The organism is Massilia sp. UMI-21, from assembly GCA_015277795.1.
Lineage (GTDB): Bacteria > Pseudomonadota > Gammaproteobacteria > Burkholderiales > Burkholderiaceae_D > Telluria.
In genome coordinates this window covers 3593118-3617884 of record CP063848.1, presented here as the reverse complement: position 1 = coordinate 3617884, position 24767 = coordinate 3593118, and the positions used below count along the sequence as shown (strand labels likewise).

The 24767-nt window shown below is 69.2% G+C and carries 17 protein-coding genes; 10 read left to right on the top strand and 7 right to left on the bottom strand.

Going from position 1 to position 24767, the window contains the following annotated elements:
- Positions 1 to 14 precede the first annotated feature (14 nt).
- Positions 15 to 482: an Lrp/AsnC family transcriptional regulator gene (locus IM543_15840; protein QOY93047.1), complete on the bottom strand. Its 468-nt coding sequence runs from the start codon at positions 480 to 482 to the stop codon at positions 15 to 17.
- A gap of 200 nt (positions 483 to 682) precedes the next feature.
- Here IM543_15840 and IM543_15835 point away from each other — a divergent pair, with 200 nt between their 5' ends.
- From IM543_15835 to IM543_15825, 3 genes are all read left to right on the top strand, one after another.
- On the top strand, positions 683 to 4183 hold the full coding sequence (locus IM543_15835) for an indolepyruvate ferredoxin oxidoreductase family protein (GenBank protein ID QOY96716.1): 3501 nt from the start codon (positions 683 to 685) through the stop codon (positions 4181 to 4183).
- A 251-nt stretch (positions 4184 to 4434) separates the two neighbouring features.
- Positions 4435 to 4767, top strand: coding sequence for a four-helix bundle copper-binding protein (locus IM543_15830; protein ID QOY93046.1), 333 nt, complete (start codon positions 4435 to 4437; stop codon positions 4765 to 4767).
- Between the two features lie 94 nt (positions 4768 to 4861).
- Positions 4862 to 6199 carry a chloride channel protein gene (locus IM543_15825; GenBank protein QOY93045.1) on the top strand — a complete coding sequence of 446 codons (1338 nt, stop codon included), beginning with the start codon at positions 4862 to 4864 and terminating at the stop codon, positions 6197 to 6199.
- Here IM543_15825 and IM543_15820 read toward each other — a convergent pair.
- From IM543_15820 to IM543_15805, 4 genes are all read right to left on the bottom strand, one after another.
- Positions 6196 to 8091, bottom strand: a complete 1896-nt coding sequence (locus IM543_15820; GenBank protein QOY96715.1) for an LTA synthase family protein — start codon at positions 8089 to 8091, stop codon at positions 6196 to 6198. The two genes, IM543_15825 and IM543_15820, sit on opposite strands and share 4 nt — an antisense overlap.
- Positions 8092 to 8441: 350 nt before the next feature.
- Positions 8442 to 8852: a hypothetical protein gene (locus IM543_15815; GenBank protein ID QOY93044.1), complete on the bottom strand. Its 411-nt coding sequence runs from the start codon at positions 8850 to 8852 to the stop codon at positions 8442 to 8444.
- Between the two features lie 25 nt (positions 8853 to 8877).
- Complete coding sequence (locus tag IM543_15810; GenBank protein QOY93043.1) at positions 8878 to 9369, bottom strand: hypothetical protein; 492 nt, start codon at positions 9367 to 9369, stop codon at positions 8878 to 8880.
- 92 nt (positions 9370 to 9461) lie between these two features.
- Positions 9462 to 12332, bottom strand: coding sequence for a PAS domain S-box protein (locus IM543_15805; protein ID QOY93042.1), 2871 nt, complete (start codon positions 12330 to 12332; stop codon positions 9462 to 9464).
- 219 nt (positions 12333 to 12551) lie between these two features.
- Between IM543_15805 and IM543_15800 the strand changes: the two genes are divergently transcribed.
- Positions 12552 to 14504: a glycosyltransferase gene (locus tag IM543_15800; protein QOY93041.1), complete on the top strand. Its 1953-nt coding sequence runs from the start codon at positions 12552 to 12554 to the stop codon at positions 14502 to 14504.
- Here the strand turns inward: IM543_15800 and IM543_15795 are convergent.
- Entirely contained in the window at positions 14471 to 15724 is a 1254-nt protein-coding gene (locus tag IM543_15795; protein QOY93040.1) for a metal-dependent hydrolase, read from the bottom strand. The genes IM543_15800 and IM543_15795 overlap by 34 nt on opposite strands.
- 165 nt (positions 15725 to 15889) lie before the next feature.
- On the opposite strand from IM543_15795, the gene IM543_15790 reads away from it, so the two are divergent.
- The 5 genes from IM543_15790 (at position 15890) to ccoS (ending at position 22583) form a co-directional block, all read left to right on the top strand.
- Positions 15890 to 17464 (top strand): PAS domain-containing protein, encoded by a 1575-nt coding sequence (locus IM543_15790; protein QOY93039.1) that lies wholly within the window; start codon positions 15890 to 15892, stop codon positions 17462 to 17464.
- Between the two features lie 207 nt (positions 17465 to 17671).
- Positions 17672 to 19129, top strand: coding sequence for an oxygen-independent coproporphyrinogen III oxidase (gene hemN / locus IM543_15785; protein QOY96714.1), 1458 nt, complete (start codon positions 17672 to 17674; stop codon positions 19127 to 19129).
- Between the two features lie 7 nt (positions 19130 to 19136).
- Positions 19137 to 19922 (top strand): sulfite exporter TauE/SafE family protein, encoded by a 786-nt coding sequence (locus tag IM543_15780; GenBank protein ID QOY93038.1) that lies wholly within the window; start codon positions 19137 to 19139, stop codon positions 19920 to 19922.
- Positions 19919 to 22369, top strand: a complete 2451-nt coding sequence (gene cadA, locus IM543_15775; protein ID QOY93037.1) for a cadmium-translocating P-type ATPase — start codon at positions 19919 to 19921, stop codon at positions 22367 to 22369. The genes IM543_15780 and cadA overlap by 4 nt, the downstream gene beginning before the upstream one ends.
- 1 nt (position 22370) lies before the next feature.
- Positions 22371 to 22583 (top strand): cbb3-type cytochrome oxidase assembly protein CcoS, encoded by a 213-nt coding sequence (ccoS, locus tag IM543_15770; protein QOY93036.1) that lies wholly within the window; start codon positions 22371 to 22373, stop codon positions 22581 to 22583.
- Positions 22584 to 22624: 41 nt separating this feature from the next.
- On the opposite strand, the gene IM543_15765 is transcribed toward ccoS, so the two are convergent.
- Complete coding sequence (locus IM543_15765) at positions 22625 to 23023, bottom strand: TraR/DksA family transcriptional regulator (protein QOY93035.1); 399 nt, start codon at positions 23021 to 23023, stop codon at positions 22625 to 22627.
- Positions 23024 to 23298: 275 nt separating this feature from the next.
- On the opposite strand from IM543_15765, the gene ccoN reads away from it, so the two are divergent.
- Positions 23299 to 24759, top strand: a complete 1461-nt coding sequence (gene ccoN / locus IM543_15760) for a cytochrome-c oxidase, cbb3-type subunit I (protein ID QOY93034.1) — start codon at positions 23299 to 23301, stop codon at positions 24757 to 24759.
- Positions 24760 to 24767 lie beyond the last annotated feature (8 nt).

Genomic DNA, 24767 nt, shown 5'->3' with positions numbered 1-24767 from the left:
GGAGAGCGGCCTGCCTACAAGGGCAGCGCCGTCTCGTACTTCACTTCGCGCAGCGCCACGCTGGTGTTGAGTTGCGAGACCCCGGGCAGCTTGAGCAGCACGTTGTGCAGCAGGTCGTGGTAGGCGTCCATGTTGGCGACCATCACCTTGACGATGTAGTCCGAGGTGCCGGTCATTTCGTAGCACTCCATCACCTCGCGGCAAGCCTTCATCTGCGCCTCGAAGGCCTCGACCACGCCGGCCTCGTGCCGCGTGAGGGACACGTGCAGCATGCACACCAGCCCGAGGTCGAGCTTGCGGCGCTCGAGGATGGCGGCGTAGCGGCGGATGTAGCCGTGTTCCTCCAGCTCCTTCTGGCGCCGCCAGCAGGGCGAGGCCGACATGCCGACCCGTTCGGCCAGTTCATTGACGGACAGGCGGCCATCCTGCTGCAGCTCGCGCAGGATGCGGATTGACGCAGCGTCAAGGTTAAATTTTTCCATACGGAGCACCAAATAGAAATAATTTGCCTATTCTGGGGCAAAACGGGGTAAGTTAGAAAAGTTATTTCCCGTCAGGGGACCTATCATCGTTCACTATCAACAAGCCCCGCAGGGCTGCCATAGTGGAGACGACAAGAATGGGAACGATGCATGAGAAAGTAGGAAAACCCGCGCAGGCAGCGGGCGAGGAGGGCCGCAAGATGCTGGCCGATCCTTCCTACAAGCTGGACGACAACCTGACGCGCGACCGGGGCCGGGTGTTCCTGACCGGCACCCAGGCCCTGATCCGGCTCACGCTCATGCAGAAGGCGCTCGACGAGCGCGCCGGCCTGAACACCGCCGGCTTCATTTCCGGCTACCGCGGCTCGCCGCTGGGCGCGGTCGACCAGGAAGTCTGGCGCGCGTCGACCATCCTGCAGCGGAAGTCCATCGAATTCCTGCCCGCCATCAACGAGGAACTGGGCGCCACCGCCGTCCTCGGCACCCAGCAGGTCGGCGGCGACCCCGAGCGCACCGTCGATGGCGTGTTCGCCATGTGGTACGGCAAGGGTCCCGGCGTCGACCGCGCCGGCGACGCGCTCAAGCACGGCAATGCCTATGGTTCATCAAAGCTGGGCGGGGTACTGGTGGTGGCCGGCGACGACCACGGCTGCGTGTCCTCGTCGATGCCGCACCAGAGCGACCACGCCTTCATGGCCTGGGGCATGCCGGTGCTGAACCCCGCCAACATCGAGGAATACCTCGAATTCGGCCTGTACGGCTGGGCCCTGTCGCGCTTCTCGGGCGCCTGGGTCGGCTTCAAGGCGATCTCGGAAACCGTCGAAGGCGGCGCGGTGGTGGAACTGCCCGAAGCGCCCGCGTACCGGACGCCGGAAGGCTTTACGCCGCCGGCCGATGGCCTGCACTACCGCTGGCCCGACCTGCCCAGCCTGGCGATCGAGCAGCGCGTGGCCGACAAGCTGCAGGCGGTGCACGCGTTCGCCGGGGTCAACTCGATCGACAAGCTGGTGGTGCCGGCGCCGCAGGCGCGCTTCGGCATCATCGCGGCGGGTAAAGCCTATCTCGACCTGCTGGAAGCGCTGGAGCGGCTCGGCATCGGGCTCGGCAAGTTGGAAGCGCTCGGCGTGCGCCTGTACAAGCCGGGCCTGACCTATCCGCTCGAGCACGGCCGCCTGCACGCCTTTGCCCAGGGGCTGCTCGAGGTGCTGGTGGTGGAAGAGAAGGGCGAGGTCATCGAAGGACAGCTCAAGGGCCTGCTCTACAACCTGGCGCCGGAGAGGCGTCCGCTGGTGCTGGGCAAGCACGATGTCGTCGGCGCGCCGCTGCTGTCGAGCCTGGGCGAACTGCGTCCCTCGCGCATCGCGCCGGCGCTGGTGCGCTGGCTGGGGCCGAAGCTGCCGGAGCTGCGCCTGGAGGAATTCCTGCCGCGCTTCTGCCGCGCCGAGGTTCTGTCCAACGGCGCCGACGCGGTCAAGCGCACCCCGTATTTCTGCTCGGGCTGCCCGCACAATACCTCGACCCGGGTGCCGGAAGGCAGCCGCGCGCTGGCCGGCATCGGCTGCCACTTCATGGCCAGCTGGATGCAGCGCGACACGGTCACGCTCACGCAAATGGGCGGCGAAGGCGTGCCCTGGGTCGCGGCCTCGCGCTTCACCCGCGAGAAGCACGTGTTCCAGAACCTGGGCGACGGCACCTATTACCACTCGGGCTACCTGGCGATCCGCCAGGCCATCGCCGCGCGCACCAACATCACCTACAAGATCCTGTACAACGACGCCGTCGCCATGACCGGCGGCCAGCCGGTGGACGGCAAGCTCACCGTGCCGCAGATCGTGCAGCAGGTGCTGAGCGAAGGCGCGGCACTGGCGCTGGTGGTCACCGACCAGCCGGAAAACTACCAGGGCGTCACGCTGCCGGCCGGGGTCACTGTGCACCACCGCAGCGAACTCGATGCCGTCCAGCGCCGCCTGCGTGACATGGCGGGCGTCACGGTGCTGGTGTACGACCAGACCTGCGCCGCCGAGAAGCGCCGCCGCCGCAAGAAGAACAAGCCGGACAAGCTTGTGTTCCCCGATCCGCCGCGCCGCATGGTGATCAACCCGGCCGTGTGCGAAGGCTGCGGCGACTGCGGGGTGCAGTCGAACTGCCTGTCGATCCTGCCGCTCGAGACGCCCCTGGGGCGCAAGCGCCAGATCGACCAGGCCTCGTGCAACAAGGATTATTCCTGCGCCGAAGGCTTCTGCCCGAGTTTCGTCTCGGTGATCGGCGGCCAGCTGAAGAAACCGGCCGCGGCCACGCTCTCGCTGGCCCAGCTCGAGGGCATGCTGGCGGCCTGCCCGCTGCCGCCCGCGTATGCGTTCGACAAGCCGTTCGAGATGCTGGTGGCCGGCGTCGGCGGCACCGGCGTGGTCACGGTGGGCGCCCTGATCACGATGGCCGCCCACCTGGAAGGCAAGGGCGCCTCGACCCTGGACTTCATGGGCTTCGCGCAAAAGGGCGGGGCGGTGATGTCGCACGTGCGGCTGGCGCCTTCGCCGCGGCAGCTGCACCAGGTCCGCATCGACCTGCAGCAGGCCGACGCGCTGCTGGCCTGCGACCTGGTGGTGGCCGCGATGCCGGACGCGCTGGCGGTGCTGCGGCGCGGCCACACCGGCATCGTCGCCAACGAGAACGAAACGCCGACCGCCGAGTTCACGCGCGACCCGGACGCCGACATCCGCAAGGACGAGCTGCTGGCCAAGATCCTGGATGCCGGCGGCCCGGCCCTGCGCCTGAACGCGCAACAGGTGGCCGCCAGCGTGCTGGGCGACCCGATCGGCGCCAACATCCTCATCATGGGCGCGGCCTGGCAGCGCGGACTGGTGCCGGTCGGCCTGGAAGCCTTGATGCGCGCGATCGAACTGAACAACGTGGCGGTCGAGATGAACAAGAAGGCCTTCCTGCTGGGCCGCCTGGTGGCCGCCGACGAGCAGGCGCTGGCGCGCCTGACCCAGCCTGCGAAGGTCGTGCAGTTCACGCCTCCCAGCTCGCTGCAGGAATTGGTCGACTTCCGCGCCGACTGGCTGACGCAGTACCAGGACGCCGCCTACGCGCAGCAATACCGCGCCGCGGTGGCGCAACTGGAGGCGCGCGAAGTCGAGATCGAAGGCCCGGCATCGAAGCGCCCGGTGAGCAAGGCGCTGGCCCGTTCGCTGTTCAAGGCGATGGCCTACAAGGACGAATACGAGGTGGCGCGCCTGCACACCCGGACCGGCTTCCTCGAGGGCCTGACGCAACAGTTCGAAGGCGACTTCCGGGTCGAGTACCACCTGGCGCCGCCGCTGCTGGCCCGGAAGAAGCCCGGCAGCGACATTCCGGCCAAGATGCGCTTCGGCCCGTGGATGCGTTCGGCCTTCCGGGTGCTGGCGCCGCTGAAGGTGCTGCGCGGGACGGCCTTCGACCCCTTCGGCTACACCCACGAGCGCCGCGTCGAGCGCCAGCTGCGCGACGACACCCTGGCGCTGGCCGGGCTGCTGGCCACCGAGCTGAACGCGGAAAACCGCGCCGCGGCCCTGAAGCTGGCCCAGGTGGCGGAGTCGGTGCGCGGCTACGGCCATGTGAAGGCGGCGAACCTGGAACGCGCCCGTGCGGAGACCGCGCGCCTGCTGCAGGAGTTCAGGCAGCCGTTCAGCGCCACCAATGTGGTGCGCCTGTACCGTTGATGGCGCGCATGAAGGCACGCGTGCGCGGCGGCCGCGCCCCGGCTTGAGCGCGTTCGGTTGAGGCGAGCTAACGTGTGCCGGGTCGCGCGCCGGACGGGTATCCTGTTCGTACAAATGTATCGGAGCAGGGCCCCGGCGCGGGGCACGCGGCTGGACGCTGTCGGCGGCACTTCCGCCGGTTTCGTACGGCATGCCGGACCCGCGCGGATACCTCCCGGCTTCTTCACGCACACGTCATTTACGGAGGAAACATGGCACACGAACGCTTCCAGGAATGCATCGACGCCTGCGACGCCTGCGCGGCCGCATGCGAGCATTGCGCCACCGCCTGCCTGGGCGAGGACGACGTCAAGATGATGGCGCGCTGCATTGCGCACGACATGGATTGCGCCCAGATCTGCCGGCTGGCATCGGCCTTCATGGCGCGCGGCAGCGAATTCGCGGCTGCCCTGTGCCGCCAGTGCGCCGACGTGTGCGCGGCCTGCGCCGACGAATGCGGCAAGCACGAGCACGAGCACTGCCAGCAGTGCGCCGCCGCCTGCCGCCGCTGCGCCGACGCCTGCCGCGCCATGGCCGCGGCCTGAGGCTGGAGTGCGCGCGGAGGTCGGGAATGCGCTACCAGAAAGTGCATTCCTACAAATGCACTTATAATGGAGGCTCGCGACCATCACGCCTCCCATGCCACCCGATCCTGCTTCCCACGACGTCCGCTCCGCCTTCCAGCGCGAGTTTGTATCTCCTAATCTTTGGCGCACGCGCATAGTCGTGGTCAGCATGGCCGCCCTGGCCGGCCTGGTCGTGGTGGGCTTTACCTGGCTGGCCGAAGGCGCATTCGGCCTGTTCCGCGAACTGGTCGATACGGCATGGTGGCTCCCGCTGTTATGGACGCCGCTGCTCTGCGCCGCGATCGTCTGGGTGACCCGGCGCTACGCGCGCGGCGCGGGTGGCTCGGGCATCCCGCAAGTCATGGCGGCGCTCGATCCGGTGCTGTCCGGAGGGCGCCGGCCCCTGCTGGTGTCGCTGCGGTTGAGCATGGCGAAGATCGCGCTGACCTCGGCCGGCCTGCTGGGCGGCCTGTCGCTCGGACGCGAAGGACCTTCCGTGCAGATCGCCGCCGGCGTGATGCTGGGCGCGCGCCGCTGGCTGCCGCGGGGCAGTGGCGTCAGCGCCCATTCGCTGCTGGTGGCCGGCGGCGCCGCCGGTATCGCGGCCGCCTTCAATACGCCGCTGGCCGGCATCATGTTCGCCATCGAAGAACTGTCGCGCTCGCCGGAGCAGCGCAACAGCGGCCTGATCGTCGCCGGCATCGTGCTGGCCGGCCTGATCGCCGTGTCGGTGTACGGCAACGGCACCCACTTCGGCGTCATCCATCCCGGTCCGATCGGGATGTCGCTGCTCTGGCCGGGCCTGCTGGCGGCGCTGGCCAGCGGTTGCGCGGGCGGCCTGTTCGCGCGCCTGTTGCTGGTGTCGCTGCGCGGCCAGTCCCCCGACCGGCCGAGCCGCCTGCGCGCCCGCCATCCGGTCTGGTTCGCGGCCGGCTGCGGGCTGCTGGTGGCGGTGATCGGTGCGATCAGCGGCGGCGCCACCTACGGCAGCGGCAACGAGACCACCCGCGCGCTGCTCGAGAACGAGGCCAGCCTGCCGACCGCATTCGTGCTGTTCAAGTTCATTGCGACCTGGCTGACGGCCTGGTCCGGCGTCCCGGCCGGGATTTTCGCACCCTCGCTGTCGATCGGCGCCGCGCTCGGGCACGACATCGCGCTGCTGACCGGCTACCCGCACGGCGCGGCGCTGATCGCCCTCGGCATGGTCGGCTTCCTGGCCGCCGCCACCCAGGCGCCGCTGACGGCCTTCATCATTGTCATGGAAATGGTCGACGGCCACAGCATGGTGCTGAGCCTGATGGCCTGCGCGGTGGTGGCCAGCACCGTGTCGCGCGTGCTGAGTCCACCCTTGTACGGGGCGCTGGCGGCGATCCAGCTGCCGCCGCGCTCGCCGCGCCAGGAACAGGGCTAGGGCGCCGGCCGGTAGCGCTGTTCGCGGTAGAGCAGGGATGGCAGCATCACATGCGCCATCGCCCGCTCGACCTGGGCCTGGGTCGGGGTGCCGGCGTTCGGGTCCAGCACGCCGCTGGCGGCGTCGTAGTGTCCGAGCAGGGCCGGCTGGCCCGGGCGCAGGATGGTGGCCGATGAACCTTCCAGCCAGGTGAACAGGTTGTTGAACTGGATCAGGGCGCGGCCCGGCGTGCTGCTGTCGCGCACGAAGTCGCGGCCGATCATCGGGTGCGTGCTCGACACCCCCAGCAGCGACAGCAGGGTGGGGGCCAGGTCGACCTGGCTGGCGATGGTGGCGATGCGTTTGGGCTGGATGTCGGCGCCCAGGATCAGGCCCGGAATGTGGAACTTCTTGATCGGCACCAGGGCATTGCCGTAGACCCGGTTGTCGTGGTCGGCCACGATCAGGAACACGGTGTCCTTCCAGTAGTCCTGCTGCTTCGCCGCGCGGATGAACTTGCCGAGCGCGTAATCGGCGTACTTGACCGCGTTGTTGACGGTCTGCTTCGGTTGCTGGTGCAGTGCGATCTTGCCGTCCGGGAACTCGAACGGCTCGTGGTTGGACGAGGTGAAGATCAGGCTGAAGAAGGGCTTGTCCTGGGCGTGCAGGTCTTTCAGGCGTTCGAGCGACTTGTCGAACAGGTCTTCGTCCGAGGCGCCCCAGCTGCCGACAAAAGCCGGGCGCATCTGCTGGATGTCGACCACCTTCTGGAAGCCGTTGCCGGTGAAGAAGCTGCGCATGTTGTCGAAGTGGGCTTCGCCGCCGTAGACGAATTCGGTGTGGTAGCCCTGCCGGCCGAGGCCGGCCGCCAGGGTGTAGAAATTCTGCTGGGCCAGCGAGAGCTTGACCACGCTGCGCGCCGGGGTCGGCGCATAGCCGGCCACCACCGCTTCGATGCCGCGCACCGAGCGCGTGCCGGTGGCGTACAGCTGCTCGAACCACCAGCCCTCGTCCTTGAGCTTTTCCAGTTCCGGCGTCACCGGCAGGCCGCCCAGCGATTCCACGAAGGTCGCGCCCAGGCTTTCCTGCAGCACGATCACCAAATTGAGGGGGCGCGCGCGCGCGATCGCGGCCTGCTGGTGGTGCAGGGTCGGCAGTTCCGGGTGGTCGAAGCGCGCCGCGCGCAGCCAGGGCGCGGCCCTGACCTGCTCGAATACTTGCGCACGCGGGAGCTTGCCGTAGATCTCGGAGGACACCGCTTCCTTGCGCATCGAACCGATCGCGTCCAGCACCGACCAGCCCGAATTGATGATCAGCGAATTGACCATCGAGTCGCCGGTCAGCGCGAACAGGGCCGGGTTGGCCGGACGGTGGCCGGTGGTCGAGCGCACCTGCACGAACACCAGGAAGCAGAGCAGGGGCCAGAGCAGCAGCAGCCTGCGGGCCGGCCACATGCGCATTTCCCTGCTGGCGCCGCGCAGCAGCCGGAACAGGCTGACCGCCAGCACCACGCTCAGGCCCACGCCCAGCAGCAGCGCGGTGCGAAAGCCGTTCCACAAGGTGGCGAGCACTTCGCGCGGATAGACCAGGTATTCGATGAACAGGCGGTTCGGGCGCACGTCGTACTGCATGATGAACTGTGGCGAGGACAGCTCCATGAAGACGATGAAGACCAGGGCGAAGGTGGCCCAGCCAACCGTGGCGCGGCGCCAGAAACGGGCCGTCACCCGGTGCGCCAGCAGCGGCGCGAGCAGCAGCGGGATGACCAGGAAGTAGCCGAGCAGGATCAGGTCGGCGCGCAGGCCCTGCAGGAACAGGGCGCCGGCGATCCCGGTCGCCTGCACCCGGTCCCACTGCCAGGCGGCCAGGCCCAGGCGCGACAGGCTGAGAATGGCCAGTCCGAGCAGCAGCATCTGGAGCAGGCTGGCATAGGGGCCAGCCCAGAGGGTGAAACGTGCGAGCAGTGCCGAGGGAGTCTTGTCTTGTGCAGTGTTGCCGGAAGCTGAAGGGACCATGAAAACCGCTTGCTGAGCCTGAATGATGTGGACGACACATCGCCAGGCGATGCCCCAACGGCGCGCGCCTCGTGAGCGCGCGACGACACCTGCCGGTATCGGCAGATCATAGACGATGCTAGGGGGCAATAGATCAGCCGGACGTTACCAGCGCGTTAAGAAAACGTTAAACGGTGGTATGCATACAACATATGCGTAGGCGGGCGGCATGATCCGGCGTCCAGGGACGCCTTACCGAGGCCGACGGTCTATCCGATGGTCAGGGTCGGCGGGCGCCGCGGCTGGCGCGGCTCGGGCTGCGGGTCGGACTCGAGCTGCATCTCCGCCTGGGATTCAGGCGCCGGTACCATCGCGCGCGTATCGCGGATGATCGACAGGATGGTCCGCACGCACGCCAGGGTCGGCACCCCGCTTTGCGCATCGGCGCCCTTGGCATAGGCACGCGCGATGCGCGTGGCCACCGGCGCGCCCTCCGCTACCTGTTCGCGGTACAGCCGGATCAGGGTGACCACGGTTTCGTGCAGCATGTGCTGGGCCGTGCGCGTGATATTGCGCCCGTTGCCGGTCTCGCGTATCGAATCGGCGACGATCTGTTCGAGCTGGCGCTCGGCCCGCTCGATGAGCATTGCAACCTGGCCGGGGGTGAAGCTGATGCGCATGTCTACCTCGCTGTACGTGATGTTGTCATGCCGCCTCCTTGGCGCAGGCGACGCGCCCGGCCCCTGCGGGCACGCCGCCGGTCCTTGGCATGATCCGCGAAGGCCGCACGCGCGGGGGCGGGGGCGGCGGGGCGAAGGGGCGGATCTGCGTCAGGGTGCCGTCGAAGGGGGCCAGTGCGTCGTCGATTTCGTGGACGCCGGCGCCGTCCGCGCCGGCCGCCAGGTACTGGGCAATCGCGATTCTGACAAGCGTGCGGTTGGTGAGTTCGGCGGACAGCCCGACTTTTCGACTGTGATAAAGATAGGCCGCGCTCACACCGTCCGGTCCGGTGATCTCGACCTTCTTCGGCAAGGAAAAGCCGTATCGTCCGCTGGCCCAGAGCTTCACCAGGCACGCGCCGCTGGATGGGGTTGAGAAGCTGAAGTTCATGAACAAATGGTAAGCCCGGCCGCGCACCGACACGATTCGAAATTGTTCCAAACCGTAACGGGCGAAACATTCGTTTCCAATAGTCATGGATGACGCAGCCTTCCCCGGCCGGCAAGCCGGTGGGCCCGGTCAGGGCATGACGCGTCGGACCCGGCGGCGACTGCCGGTCGCGCGCATTGTCACAACTTGCCGCAGTCGGCCCGCAGCGGGTTGGCGGCGTCGATGGTCTCCACAAGGGCCGCCAGGTCGACCGGCTTGACGAAATGGTGGTCGAAGCCGGCGGACCTGGCCAGCACCCGGTCGTGCGACTGGCCATAGCCGGTAAGGGCGATCAGGGTCGCGCGGCCGGTATCCGCGTCCTCGCGCAGGCGGCGCGCCAGGGCGTAGCCGTCGATGTCGGGCAGGCCGATGTCGAGGATGTAGATGTCGGGCCGCGCGGCGCGGGCCTGGGCCAGCGCCGCGTGCGAATCGTGCGCGCTTGCCACCGTATGGCCCAGCGAGCGCAGCACCTCGGCCAGCGACAGCGCCGCGTCGATATTGTCGTCGACCACCAGGATGCGGCGGCCCGCGCCCGGGCCGGCCGCTGCGGCGGGGGAAGCGGCCGGCCCGGGCCCGCCCGCGGCCGTGCCGGCGGCGCCGTCGACGACCGGCAAGGTCACCGTGAAGGTGCTGCCCATGCCCAAGCCCTGGCTGTGCGCCACGACCCGGCCGCCGTGCAGTTGCACCAGGCTGTGCACCAGGGCCAGGCCCAGCCCCAGGCCGCCCTGGGAGCGGTCGGGGGTGCGCTCGGCCTGGGTGAACAGGCCGAACACGTGCGGCAGCATGGCGCGGTCGATGCCGATGCCGTTGTCGCGCACCGCGATCGTCACATTGCCGGCATCCGCATCGACCGACAGCGCGATGGTGCCGCCCTGGCCGGTGTACTTGGCCGCGTTGTTGAGCAGGTTGACGACCACCTGCACCAGGCGGATGCGGTCGCCCCGTACCCAGCAGCGGCGCGACACCATGTGCTGGTCGAGCGCATGGCCGCGCGCCTCGATCAGCGGGCGCGCCTGCTCGACCGCGCTGGCCACCACCGACTTGATATCGACGCGCTCGCGTTCCAGTTCCACCAGGCCGCGCGTCACGCGCGAGACGTCGAGCAGGTCGTCCACGAGCGAGGTCATGTGGCGCACCTGGCGGATGATCACCTCGCTCGACTGGCGCACGCGCTGCGGGTCGAGCGTGCTCATGGCCAGCAGCTGGGCCGCATTGCTGATCGGCGCCAGCGGGTTGCGCAGTTCGTGCGCGAGCATCGCCAGGAATTCGTCCTTGCGGCGCGCCTGCGCGCGCAGCTCGTCTTCGCCGGTCTTCTTGTCGTGGATGTCGGTCAGGGTGCCCATCCAGCGGGTCGGCTTGCCCGCCTCGTCGAGCGAGGGCAGCGCACGGTTGAGCACCCAGCGGTATTCGCCCGACCGGTGGACCAGCCGGTGTTCGACCTCGAAGGGCTCGCCGGTGGCCACGCTGTGGCCCCAGCGCGCGCGCAGTTCCGGCAGGTCGTCCGGGTGGACGATGTCGGCCCAGCCGTCGCCTGCGATGCGTTGCTCCGGCACGCCGGTGAACTCCGACCAGCGGGTATTCACGTAGTCGCTACGGCCACCGGCATCGGCCGACCAGACCATCTGCGGAATGACGTTGGCGATCAGGCGGAACTTGGCTTCGCTGTCCTTCATCGCATGCTCGGCCGCGACCTGGGCCGTGATGTCCATGTTGGCGGCCACCGCGCCAGCCATGGCGCCGTCGCGGTCACGGATGGCGGCCGCCTGCACCAGGATGGTGCGGCGCACGCCGGGGCTGTCGAAGGGTTCGATCTCGAACACGCCGCCGGCCTGGTCGACGCCGCCGAGCGCGTGCGCGATCGGCCATTCGTGCGCCAGCACGCGCTGCCCGGCGCGGTCCGAACCGGCGGGCCACCAGCCCTTCCATTCGCCATATTCCTCGACCGTGGCGCGGTGCGGATGCGCGCCCCAGATCCGGCGGTTGGAGGCGTTGGCCAGCTGCAGGCGCCCGGCCGCGTCGGCGTAGACGATGCCCACCGGCGCCGCGTCGAGCAGCACGTCGAGCCGGCGCGCGCTTTCGTCGGCCCGCCGCGAGGCGGCCAGGGCCTGGCGTTCACTGTCGATTCTGGCCTGTTCGGCGCGCTTGCGGTCGGTGATGTCCACCGCGATGCCGGCAAAGCGCCGTCCGCCGGTTTCGGCATTGGCGAACACCTTGCCGCGCGCATTGACCCACACGTCCAGGCCGGAGCGCTGCGGGATCCGGTACTCGACGTCGTACAGCGACTCGGTGAGGATCGCGTGGTCGATCGCTTCCAGTACGGCCGGGCGGTCGCTCGGGTGGATCATGTCGGTGAAGCGCACCAGTTCGGTGCCCTCGCGGGCCAGGGCGGCCTCGACCTGGAACAGGCGCGCGAAGCGTTCGTCGACATGGGTGGCGGCGGTGTCGAGGTCGTAGGACCAGGTGCCGATGTTGCCGGACGCTTCGAGCGAAAGCGCAAGGCGTTCCTCCGCCTGCTTGTGCTGCGCCAGCGCGCGCACCCGGTCGGTGACCTCGATGACGGTGCAGATCATTCCGCGCACCACGCCGTCGTCGTCGCGCACCGGGCTGTACGAGAAGGTGAACCAGGCCTGTTCCGGGTAGCCATGGCGCTCGAGCGTGGTGGCGAAGTTCTCGAACACGAAGGATTCGCCCTCCAGCACGCGGCGGGCATAGGGGCCGACCGAGTCCCACACCTCGCTCCAGACCTCGGGCATGGGCTGGCCGAGCGCATCGCTTGCCTTGTTCCCGAGCAGCGGTACGTAGGCGTCGTTGTAGAACAGGTCGAAGCGCGGAGCCCAGGCCAGGAAGGTCGGAAAGGACGCGCCGAGCACGATGCCGAGCGCGGTGCGCAGCGCGGCCGGCCAGGACGGAATCGGCCCGAGCGGATGGGTGTCCCAGTCGTGGGCATGGATCCGGGCGCCGGTGGCGCCGCCGTTCGACAGGAAGGCAAGCATGGGTTCAGTGGGTGTCACGGCGGCTCCGGCCTGGCGAAACCGGGAATTCTACCGAAATCGGCGCGGACCCGCGCGGGCGGCGGGAGGCGGGCAGCGGGCATGGCGCCGGCGGGGTCGCCATGGCTGCCGCGCCCGCGACACGAACCAGCGGCGCCTCCCGCGCACTGCTGACATGACGCAAACGCGCGCGGGCCGGGGCTTCTACGCTGGTGTGGTTGCCAACCAGGGCCCATCGTCATGTCCAGCCAGCCTCGCCCGCGCGTGAGCGTCATCATGCCCACCTTCGAACAGGCGTCCTTCATCGGCCGCGCCCTCGACAGCCTGCGGGCGCAAAGCCATGACAATTGGGAACTGGTCGTCGTCGACGACGGTTCCCTGGACGATACCGCGACCGCCCTGGGCCCCTGGCTGGCCGACGCGCGGGTGCGCTTCCTGCGTTTCGACAGCAATGGCGGACTGGGCCGCACCATCAACGCCGGACTCGACGCCGCGCGCGGCGAGCTGGTGGCCTACCTGCCGAGCGACGACGTATGGTACGGCATGCACCTGGCCGGGCTGGTGGCCTGTCTCGGGCGCGAACCAGGCGCGGTGCTGGCCTATTCCGGGGTGCGCCACCATTACAAGGGCAGCGCGCTGGGCATCGTTCCCGGCGAATGCCTGCAACCCGTGCAGTGCCTGCATCGCCGCACGGCCTTGCGCTGGCGCGAACGCGCCGAGGTCGAAAGCGACGACCTCGACCGGCTGTTCTGGTCCGCCCTGCGCAGCCAGGGCGCATTCGTGGCGACTGGCGAGATCAGCTGCGAATGGGTGGACCATCCGGGCCAGCGCCACAAGCGCATGCGCGAACCCCTCGGCGGCATCAATCCCTTCCGCCGGCACTACCGCGTGGCCGGACCCTTGCGCTTCCATACCAGCACCGGCAACGCGATCGACGAAGCGCGGCTCTACGCCCGCCCGCGCGACTGTGCCCCGGCTGCCGCAGCAGCTATTGCGCCGGCTGCTGCCCCGGCTGTTGCCGCGGCCGCGCCCGGCCCGGACGCACGGGGACTGAAGATCGTGCTGGCCGGCGAACTGGCCTACAACGCCGACCGCGTGCTGGCGCTCGAGGCACTGGGGCACCGCCTGTACGGCTTGTGGACGCCGGCGCCGTCCTGGTTCAACACGGTCGGGCCGCTGCCCTTCGGACAGGTCGAGGACTTGCCGCGCCAGGGCTGGCGCGCGGCGCTCGACCGCCTCGATCCCGACCTGATCTACGCCCAGCTCAACTGGCAGGCGGTGCCTTTCGCCCACGAGGTGCTGATGCACACCCCGGACATCCCCTTCGTCTGGCATTTCAAGGAGGGGCCGTTCATCTGCATCGAGAAAGGCACCTGGCCGTTGCTGGCCGACCTGGTGCGCAGGGCCGACGGCTGCATCTACAGCAGCCCGGAGATGCGCGACTGGTTTGCGACCGCCTTGCCCGGCATCCCGCCCGGCCGTCCCGAGCACGTGCTCGACGGCGACCTGCCGCGCCGCGCCTGGTTCCTGCAGGCGCCTTCGCCCTTGTTGTCGAGCACCAGCTGGGAAGTGCACACGGTGGTGCCGGGACGCCCGATCGGACTGCACCCGCCCATGGTGGCAGCGCTGGCCCGGCATGGCATCCACCTGCATTTCTATGGCGACTTCACGCAGGAGCAGTGGCGCGAATGGATCGCCAGGGCGGGCGCGCTGGCGCCCGCACACCTGCACCTGCATGCCAATGTCGATCCGGACGGCTGGGTACGCGAATTCTCGCAGTACGACGCCGGCTGGCTGCATGTCTTCGACAGCAGGAACGGCGGCGAGATCCGGCGCGCCGACTGGGACGACCTGAACATCCCGGCGCGCGCGGCGACCCTGGCCGCGGCCGGGTTACCGATGATTCAGTTCAACAACGCAGGCGCGATCGTGGCGGCGCAGTCGCTGGCGCGGCGCCTCGGTATCGGGATATTTTTTGACGGCATCTCGGCGCTGGCGCGTCAGCTCTACGACCGCGACGCCATGGCCGCCCTGCGCGAACGCGTCTGGCAGGTGCGCGACGGCTTCTGCTTCGACCTGCACGCGCCTGCGCTGGTCGACTTCTTCGGACGCGCCATCGCCCACGCCAACCGGGAGCGGCGCGGGCTGGCGCGGCTGCATCATTTCCAGCCGAGCAGGTCGGCGCGCGGGTAGCCCCATGCGGCTACCGGCGCCGGGCAGGGCGTGGCTGCGCGGGCGGCATACGGCAGGGTCGAGAAATTGGGCTGGTCCGGGGGGCCGAAGCGGATGTCGGTGGCCGTCCCGTCCGCCAGCGCGGGCACGCGTGCGAAGCGCAGCCAGGCGTCGAAGTGGCAGTTGTTGCGTTGCAGTGAGCGAAACGCGGCCAGGCTGCGGGTTTCGCTGTATTTCCATGCCAGTGCAGCGCTTGCCGCCCTGGGCGGCAGGCCGCCCGATCCCGGCGCGTTGCCGGGAACGCCGCCGAAGCGTGCCGGGCAGGCCCACACCGGGCTCGATTCCGGCGCCAGGCTCGCTACCCCGACCCGCACGCTGTAGCGGTCGGCGGCCGGTCCGGTGCTGACGGTGGCAAACGACCAGCACAGCGGATTGGCCGGGAACGCGGACAGCGCAATGTCGAGCACCCGGCTGCCGGGCGCCAGTTGGGCCAGCGCCGCGCGTACCTGGCCGCGCGCCAGCTGGCCGGCCACGGCCTGCACACCGACGAAGCCGGCGCAAGCCAGCAGGCCCGCCAGCAGCCCGGCGCGCGCGCCCAGGCGGTGGCTGGCGGCGCCCACGGCCAGCGCCACCGCCCCCAGCAGGACCAGCGAACCCCATTGCAGGAAACCCAGCCAGGCGAACAGGAGCGGCATGGCCGCGAAGGCGGCCAGCGCCAGCCGGCGCACGACCAGGCTGTGCGCCGCCAGCGCCAGCGCGCAGCCGAGGGCGGTCCAGAACACCGGTTCGACAATGAACACCAGGTCGCTGTATAGCCAGCGCGAATCGACCGGGTGGAACGGATGGACACCGTAGACGTTCAGCGCGTCGAAGGACAGGTGCAGCAGCATGCCGAGCACGGCGGTGGCGACGATGGCCCGGCGCGCGTCGCGCGCGCCCTGCAGCAGGCGGCGCGCGCCCGGCCACAGCAGCCAGGTCAGGGCCAGCAGCAGGGCCACCTGGGGGAGCGCGTACAGCAGGGTATGCGTGTGGCCGCGGTGGTGGATCAGGTAGCCCAGCGGGGCCGGCAGCAGCGGCGTGAAAACCAGGTCGAGATCGGGGAAATTGTTGGCCAGGAGTCCGGTGAACAGCAGGGCGCGACGCCGGGTGCGGCCATGCGCGGCGTCGGTTGCCGCAGGCAGGCTGCGCTCGACCAGCTCTCCCAGGGCCAGGCCGACGAGTGAATGGGTCAGATTGTCCATGCCGGCAGCTTACACCAATTGCAACATTTGCCGAAGGTCAAGATATATTTGGCGAAGCGGACGAGATGGTCTTGTGTAAATTTGATCTATGTCAAAAATTTTACAGTCGTGCCTGCTTAGAATCGGACGCTGAAATTTTGCCGTCAGGCAACTAGGAGAAGCGTCGTGAGAAGCAACCTGCCGGTCACCGGCATCGAGTACCTGTTGAAAGAAGGCCAGTCGATCGTGTCGAAGACCGATACCAAGGGCCGTATTACCTATGTCAACCCGAGTTTCATCGACGTCAGCGGATTCCAGCAGCATGAGCTGCTGGGCAAGGCGCACAATATGGTACGCCATCCGGACATGCCGCCCGAGGCCTTCGCCGACCTGTGGGCGACGCTGCAGGCCGGCGAGCCCTGGACCGGACTGGTCAAGAATCGCCGCAAGAACGGCGACTTCTACTGGGTGGTGGCGAATGTGGTGCCGATCAAGGAAGGCGGCCGCGTCACCGGCTACATGTCGGTGCGTACCGCGCCGACCCGTGCCCAGGTGGCGGACGCCAGCGAGCTGTACCGCAAGTTCCGGGACGGCCAGGCCGGCGGCATGGCGATCCGGCGCGGCCTGGTCGTGCAGCGCGGCTGGCGTGCCCGCCTGGATGCGCTGCGCAGCCTGCCATTGTCGCGCCGCCTCGGCATCCTGATGGGCGGCCAGGCGGCGTTGATGGCGGGACTCGGCATCGGCGCCGATGGCCTGGTGTGGCAAGTGCTGGCCGGCGCCGGCGTGGCGGCGACGCTGGCGGCCTGGGCCGAACTGCAGCGCAGCATCGCGGGACCGCTGCACGAAGCCACGACCGCCGTCTACGCGCTGGCCGGCGGCGACCTGGCCCATCCCGTCGACGTGCGGCACACGGGCCGTAACGACGAGATCGGCCGCCTGCAACTGGCGCTGCGCCAGCTCAACGTCAACCTCAAGGCCATCGTCGGCGACGTGCGCCGCAACGTGGCCTCGATCGAGCACGCCACCCGCGAGATCGCCACCGGCAACGGCGACCTGGCCAGCCGTACCGAGGCCCAGGCGGCCAGCCTGGAACAGACCGCCAGCAGCCTGGCGCAGATCGCGGCGGCGGCCGGCCAGAATACCGACAGCGCGGTGCGCGCCGACGCACTGGTTCTGGCGGCGTCGAATGTCGCGGGCCGCGGCGGCGACGCGGTCGGACGCGTCGGCGACACCATGGGGCGGATCAGCGCCTCGGCGACCCGCATCGTGGACATCATCGGCCTGATCGACGGCATTGCGTTCCAGACCAATATCCTGGCGCTCAATGCCGCGGTGGAGGCGGCCCGGGCCGGCGAGCAGGGCAGGGGCTTTGCCGTGGTCGCCGGCGAGGTGCGCAGCCTGGCCCAGCGCTCGGCGGCCGCGGCCAAGGAGATCAAGGGCCTGATCGAGGCCTCGGTGCAGCAGGTCGGCGAAGGCAATGTGCTGGTCGGCGACGCCGGCCAGACCATGCGCCAGGTGGTGGAGTCGGTGCGCGAGGCGGCCACGATCATGAGCGGCATCACCGGCGCCAGCCGCGAGCAGGGCAGCGGCATCGCCGAGGTCAATGCCGCCATGGCCCAACTCGACCACATCACGCGCGAAAACGCCGCCCTGGTCGAGGAGTCGGCGAACGCCTCGACCAACGTGGCCGACGAGGCCAGCCAGCTGGTGCAGGCGCTGTCGGTGTTCCAGTTCGGCGCAGGCGCCGCCGGCCGCCGCTGAACGCAGGCAGCAGGCGGCAGGCAGCCGCGCTTGCGGCTGCCCTTGCGTCGAGAATCCGCAGTTCCACAAGACTCGACCGTATTTGATGCAAGTCAAGGATTTACGAGACGCTGATCAATAAACTGCCTGTTATTGGAGCCGACATGCATTTCCGCACACCGGCAGCAGCAGGAGTTGATTGACATGCACGCAACAGCGTTTCCGGCCATGGACAAGACCGTGGTTCCGATCCAGGTTCACCCGGACAGCCGTCCGTCCGCCGCTTTTTCCGGCACTCCCACGGTCGAAGTCGACACCGAGCTGCTCAAGCGGCTCGGCAAGAATGGTCCGCGCTACACGTCCTACCCGACCGCCGACCGCTTCGACGCGGGATTCGGCTACCGCGACTACCTGCACGCGGTGGCCGGCCTGCTCACCCGCGGCGGCGCCCGTCCGCTCTCGCTCTACCTGCATATCCCGTTCTGCGACACGGTCTGCTACTACTGCGCCTGCAACAAGATCGTCACCAAAAAGCGCGACAAGGCCGCCACCTACCTGTCCTACCTGAAGCGCGAGATCGCGATGCAGGCCGCCCTGTTCGGCGGCATGAACGAGGTCGCGCAGATGCACTTCGGCGGCGGCACCCCGACCTACCTGCTGGACGCCCAGATGGACGAGCTGATGGCCCACCTGCGGCGCAGCTTCCGCTTCGCGCCCGACGAGGCGGGCGAGTACTCGATCGAGGTCGACCCGCGCACCGTCACCCCCGAGCGCGTGCACCTGCTCCGCCGCCAGGGCTTCAACCGCATCAGCCTGGGCGTGCAGGATTTCGATCCCGAGGTGCAGCGCGCCGTCAACCGCGTGCAGCCCGAACGCGAGACGCGCGCGGTGATCGACGCGGCCCGCGCCGCCGGTTTCCGTTCGGTGAGCATCGACCTGATCTACGGCCTGCCGAAGCAGACCCTGGACACGATGCGCCAGACCCTCGACAAGGTGGTCGCGGCCAGCCCCGACCGCATCGCGGTCTATCACTACGCCCACATGCCGCACCTGTTCAAGCCGCAGCGCCGCATCGTGGAAGCCGACATGCCGTCCAGCGACACCAAGCTGCAGATGCTCCAGCTGTGCATCGAGCGCCTGGGCGCGGCCGGCTACGTCTACATCGGCATGGACCATTTCGCCAAGCCGGAAGACGACCTCGCCGTGGCCCAGCGCCAGGGCCGCCTGCACCGCAACTTCCAGGGCTACTCGACCCATGCCGACACCGACCTGGTGGCCTGCGGCGTCTCGGCCATCGGGGCGGTGGGCGCCACCTACAGCCAGAACGTCAAGACGCTCGAGGAATACTACGACCTGCTCGACCAGAACGAACTGCCGGTGGCGCGCGGCATCCGCCTGGGGATGGACGACGCGCTGCGCCGCAGCCTGATCCAGACCCTGATGTGCCAGTTCGAAGTGTCGATCCCGGCGCTCGAGCAGGCCTTCCCGATCGTGTTCAAGGATTATTTCGCCGCCGAGCTGGCGAGCCTGCGCCAGCTGGAAGAAGACGGCCTGGTCACCGTCGGGCCGGAATGGCTGACCGTCACCATGAAGGGGCGGCTCCTGATCCGCAACGTGTGCATGGTGTTCGACCGCTATCTCGCGGCCGCGCGCGCGGCCGGTCCGCGGCACTCGCAGACGGTATGAGGACGGCATGAGCGGCGTCAGCCTGATCCCGGTGTTCCTGGTCGGCCTGGCCGGCAGCGTCCACTGCGCCGGCATGTGCGGCGGCATCGTCGGCGCGCTGTCGGTCGCGCGCGGTGCACGGCCCGCGCCTGCCTTCCCGGTGCCGGTGCGCACGGTGGCGACGCGCAGCCTCGCCCCGGCGGCGGGACACGTGGCCGCCTACAACGCCGGACGCATCGCCAGCTATGCCGGCGCGGGCGCGCTGGCGGGCGGGCTGGCCGGCGGCGCCGCCAGTCTGAGCGGGCTGCCGGCGCTGCAGGCCGGCGCCTACGTGCTGGCGAACCTGATGCTGGTGGCGCTGGGACTGTACCTGATGGACGCCTGGCGCGGCCTGGCCCTGCTGGAGCAGGGCGGGCAGGCGCTGTGGCGCCGCCTGTCGCCGCTGCTGCGCGAGATCGGCCCGCTCGACAGCGCGGGACGCATGTTCGCCGCCGGCGCGGTGTGGGGCTGGCTGCCCTGCGGGATGGTCTACAGCATGCTGGTGACCGCCATGCTGAGCGGCTCCGCGCTGGATGGCGCCGGCGTGATGCTGGCCTTCGGGCTGGGCACGCTGCCGATGCTGGCGGCGATCGGCCTGGCCGGGGCCAGGCTGCGTACGCTGTTCCAGATGCGCCGGGTGCGCCTGGCCTGCGGCCTGCTGATCCTCGCCTTCGGCCTGCTCGGCCTGGCGCGCGCAGCCGGTGTCGTGCCGGCCGCCGGCATGGCCGCGCACTGGATCGGCGTGCTGTGCCTCGCGCCGGGAGCCGGGGCATGAGCGCGGTGCTGGCGGAGATCGCGGCGCCGGCCGGCATCGGCCGGGGCGCGCCCGAGGGGCGGGCAAGGTCGGGCGCCGGCTGCTTCCATTGCGGCGCGCCGGTGCCGAACGGCAGCAGCTGGCAGGCCCGGATCGACGGTGCGGCGCGCAGCATGTGCTGCCCCGGCTGCGCCGCCGCCGCCGAAGCCATCGTCGCCGGCGGTTTCGCCGACTACTACCACGCGCGCACCGAATACGCCGCCCCGGTCGCGGATGCGGCGGACGAACCCGAGCTGGCGCTGTTCGACCAGCAGGGCATGGATGGCGAGGGCAGCTTCTCGATCGAGGGGGTGCGCTGCGGCGCCTGCGTCTGGCTGGTCGAGCGCCGCCTCGGCCAGCTGGCCGGCGTGCGGGAAGTCTCGCTCAACGTCGCCCTGGGGCGCGTGTTCGTGCGCTGGGATCCGCAGCTTTGCCGCGTCAGCGGCATCGTGCGCGCGCTGCGCGCGATCGGCTACAGCGCGGCCCCGTATGATGTGCAGCGCCACGACCAGGGAATCGAGCGCGCTCGCCGCCGCCTGTTCCGCCAGCTGTTCGTGGCCGGCCTGGCGATGATGCAGGTGATGATGTATGCGGTGCCGGTCTACCTGGCCGAGGACGGCAGCATGGATGCCGACATGCGCGCGCTGATGGGCTGGGCCTCGTTCGCGCTGACCCTGCCGGCCGTGTTCTATTCGGCACTGCCGTTTTTCGAGGGCGCCTGGCGCGACCTGAAGCGCGGCGTGCCGGGCATGGACGTGCCGGTGGCGCTGGGCATCGCGGCCGCCTTCGCCGGCAGCTGCGTCAGCCTGGTGTCCGGCAGGGGCGACGTCTATTTCGACTCGATCACGATGTTCGTCTTCCTGCTGCTCGGCAGCCGCTACCTGGAGCTGGGGGCGCGCCGCCGCGCCTCGCAGGCGCTCGACGCGCTGCGCCGCGGACTGCCGGCGTCGGCCTTGCGCCTGCGCGGCGACCCCGGCGCGCGCGATACCGAACTGGTGCCGGCGTCGACCCTGGCGGTCGGCGACCTGGTGCTGGTCACGCCGGCCAAGGCGGTCCCCACGGACGGCGTCGTGGTGGAGGGCGAGACCGATCTCGATTTTTCCCTGCTGACCGGCGAAAGCCGCTCGCGCCGCATGGGTCCCGGCGACACGCTGCCGGGTGGCGCCGTGAATGCCGGCCAGGCGGTGGTGGTGCGCGTCACCTCGGTGGCGCGCGACAGCACGCTGGCGATGCTGGTGCGCCTGGTCGAACGGGCCGGCCTCGGCAAGCCGGCCATGGCCTTGTGGGCCGACCGGGTCGCCGCCTGGTTCGTGCTCGGCCTGCTGCTGCTCACCGTGGCGGTGTACCTGGTCTGGAGCAGCGTCGATCCGGCGCGCGCCTGGCATGCCGCGGTGGCGGTGCTGGTGGTGTCCTGTCCCTGTGCGCTGTCGCTGGCCACCCCGACCGCGCTGGCGGCGGCCACCGACCGGCTGCTGGGGCGCGGCGTGCTGGCGGTCGCGCCGCACACGCTGGAAACCTTCGAGCGTGCCACCCACGTCGTGTTCGACAAGACCGGCACGCTGACCCTGGGCCGCGTGGTGCTGCGCCAGGTGGTGCCGGTCGGTTCGCTCGACAGCGACCTGTGCCTGCGCATCGGCTCGGCGCTGCAGGCCGAGAACTCCCATCCGGTCGGGATCGCGGTCCGTGCGGCGATGCCGGGGCATGGCCTGGTGGCGGGCAAGCTGCGCGCCGAGATCGGGCGCGGTTTCGAAGGCACGATCGACGGCGTCGTGTACCGGATCGGCACCGCCGAATTCGCGCAGGAACTGGCCGGCGGCATGGTGCGCTGCGCGGCGCCGACCGGCACCAGCACCGCCTGGCTGGCCTGCGAGGGCCACTGGCTGGCGCGCTTCGACCTGGCCGACGGCCTGCGCCCGGAAGCCTCCGAGGTGGTGCGGCGCTTCCAGCGCGCCGGCAAGACCGTGATCCTGCTCAGCGGCGACGACCAGGCCGCGGCCAGCGCGGTGGCGCGCCAGCTCGGCATCGCCAACGCTTTCGGCGACCGGCTGCCGGCCGAGAAGCTGGCCTTCGTGCGCGAACTGCAGCAGGAGGGCGCGGTGGTGGCGGTGGTGGGCGACGGCAGCAACGATGCCGCCGTCCTGCGCGGCGCCGACGTGTCGTTCGCGATGGGGCGCGGCACCGAACTGGCCCAGGTGCATGCCGACGGCGTGCTGCTGGGCGACAGCCTGCTGCCGCTGGCCGACGCTGCCGACACCGCGCGCCGCACCATGGCCATCATCCGCCAGAACCTGGTCTGGGCCTCGGTCTATAACCTGGCTGCGATCCCGGCGGCGGCGACCGGGCTGCTCAGCCCCTGGCTGTCCGGCATCGGCATGGCGGCCAGCTCGGCAATCGTGGTGCTGAACGCGCTCCGCTTGCGAAAGGAATGACATGGAAGCGCTGTATCTGCTCGTTCCACTCAGCGTGATGCTGGTCGCGCTGGCGGTGTGGATATTCTTTGGCGCGGCGGAGAGCGGCCAGTTCGAGGACCTGGAAGGACCGGGGATGCGGATCCTGGTCGATGACGACCGGGGGGAGCTTGCATGCGGCCCGGCGCAGCCGGCCGGCCCTGAACGCGCGGACGGCGCGCCCGGCGCCGTCTAGACCGGTGCGGGGTGGAACCGTCCACCCCGCGGGACTGGAAACTACATCGACGGGCCGCGCCCGGTGTGCTGGTCTTTCTCGAGCTGCTGCTGGCATTCGATGCACAGGCGGACGGTCGGGGTGGCCAGCAGGCGTGCCTCGGCGATGTCGCGGCCGCAGGATTCGCAGATGCCGGCGCCGCCCGACTCCAGCTTGCCGATGGCGACGTCGATCTCGTGCAGCAGGGCGGATTCGTGCTCGGCCAGGTGCTGCTCGTTGTGGCTGATCATTTCGGACTGCGGCGCGTCGTCGCTCTGGCCCTGGTGGGCGAGCGGGGCAATGCTCGGGGCTTCGTCATCCGGCGCACCGGTGCGGGCGCGGACCGCGTCGAGCAGGTCCTTGCGCGTCTGGTGCAGGCGCTGGCTCAGTTGTTCGGATACGGAGTGCGATAGAGGCGGCATAGCGTTTTTCCTGGTGAGGTGCCGCCCAAGCCGCCTGGGCTGGGGGCGATGAAGGAAAAGCCCTTCCGAGTGAGGCGGGCCGTCTGTCGTGAACCTTGTTTCGTCTCACAGTCGCATCGTTGATTTCCCGGAACGACCAGCTGCGCACGCGGCCACAACACATCGTTCACGTAGCTCGTCCGATGCTGAACAATTTGATTCACATCAAGGATTTTTGCAACGCAAAAAACGACACTCCTGATTGTCATTCATCAAGGTATTTTCAGGAGAGCATCTTGGACACCAGTCTAAACTATAACTACAAGATCGTGCGCCAGTTTGCCATCGCGACCGTCGTCTGGGGCGTGATCGGCATGGCTGCCGGCGTCTTCATCGCGGCGCAGCTGGCCTGGCCCGCGCTCAATTTCGACATCCCCTGGCTGAGCTACGGCCGACTGCGCCCGCTGCACACCAACGCGGTCATTTTCGCCTTCGGCATCTGCGGCCTGTTCGCCACCTCGTACTACGTGGTGCAGCGCACCTGCCAGGTGCGCCTGTTCTCCGACAGGTTGGCCAGCTTCACCTTCTGGGGCTGGCAGGCGGTGCTGGTCTCGGCCGCGATCTCGCTGCCGATGGGCTTCACCCGCGGCAAGGAATACGCCGAGCTGGAATGGCCGATCGCGCTCCTGATCACGGTCGTCTGGGTGGCCTATGCGGTGGTGTTCTTCGGTACCCTGGTCAAGCGCCGCGTCAAGCACATCTACGTGGCCAACTGGTTCTTCGGTGCCTACATCCTGGCGGTCGCGGTCCTGCACGTGGTCAACGGCGCGGTGGTGCCGGTGTCCGCGATGAAGTCGTATTCCGTGTACGCCGGCGTGCAGGACGCGATGATCCAGTGGTGGTACGGCCATAACGCGGTGGGCTTCATCCTGACCGCCGGCTACCTCGGCATGGTCTATTACTTCATCCCGAAACAGGCCGAGCGCCCGGTGTATTCGTATCGCCTGTCGATCGTGCACTTCTGGGCCCTGATCTTCACCTACATGTGGGCCGGCCCGCACCACCTGCACTACACCGCGCTGCCCGACTGGACCCAGTCGATCGGCATGGTGTTCTCGCTGATCCTGCTGGCGCCGTCGTGGGGCGGCATGATCAACGGCATCATGACCCTGTCGGGCGCCTGGCACAAGCTGCGCTCGGACCCGATCCTGAAGTTCCTGATCGTCTCGCTGTCGTTCTACGGCATGGCCACCTTCGAGGGCCCGATGATGTCGATCAAGACCATCAACTCGCTGTCGCACTACACCGACTGGACCGTCGCCCACGTGCACGCCGGCGCCCTGGGCTGGGTCGGCTTCATCACCATGGGCTCGATCTACTACCTGATCCCGCGCCTGGCCGGTAAAAAGCAGATGTGGAGCATGCAACTGGTCGAGACCCACTTTTGGGTCGCCACCATCGGCATCGTCCTGTACATCGCCTCGATGTGGATCGCCGGCGTGATGCAGGGCCTGATGTGGCGCGCGGTGAACCCGGACGGCACCCTGACCTACACCTTCGCCGAAAGCGTCAAGGCCACCTATCCCTACTACGTGATCCGCTTCACCGGCGGCTTCCTGTACCTGTCGGGCATGCTGCTGATGGCCTTCAATACCTGGAAGACGCTGAGCGGTACCCGCAGCGTGGACGCGACCATCCCGACCGGCCCGGCCAGGCCGCACCTGAACCACGCCCAGCCAGAAGCTGCGCACGCCTGAACCTCCGG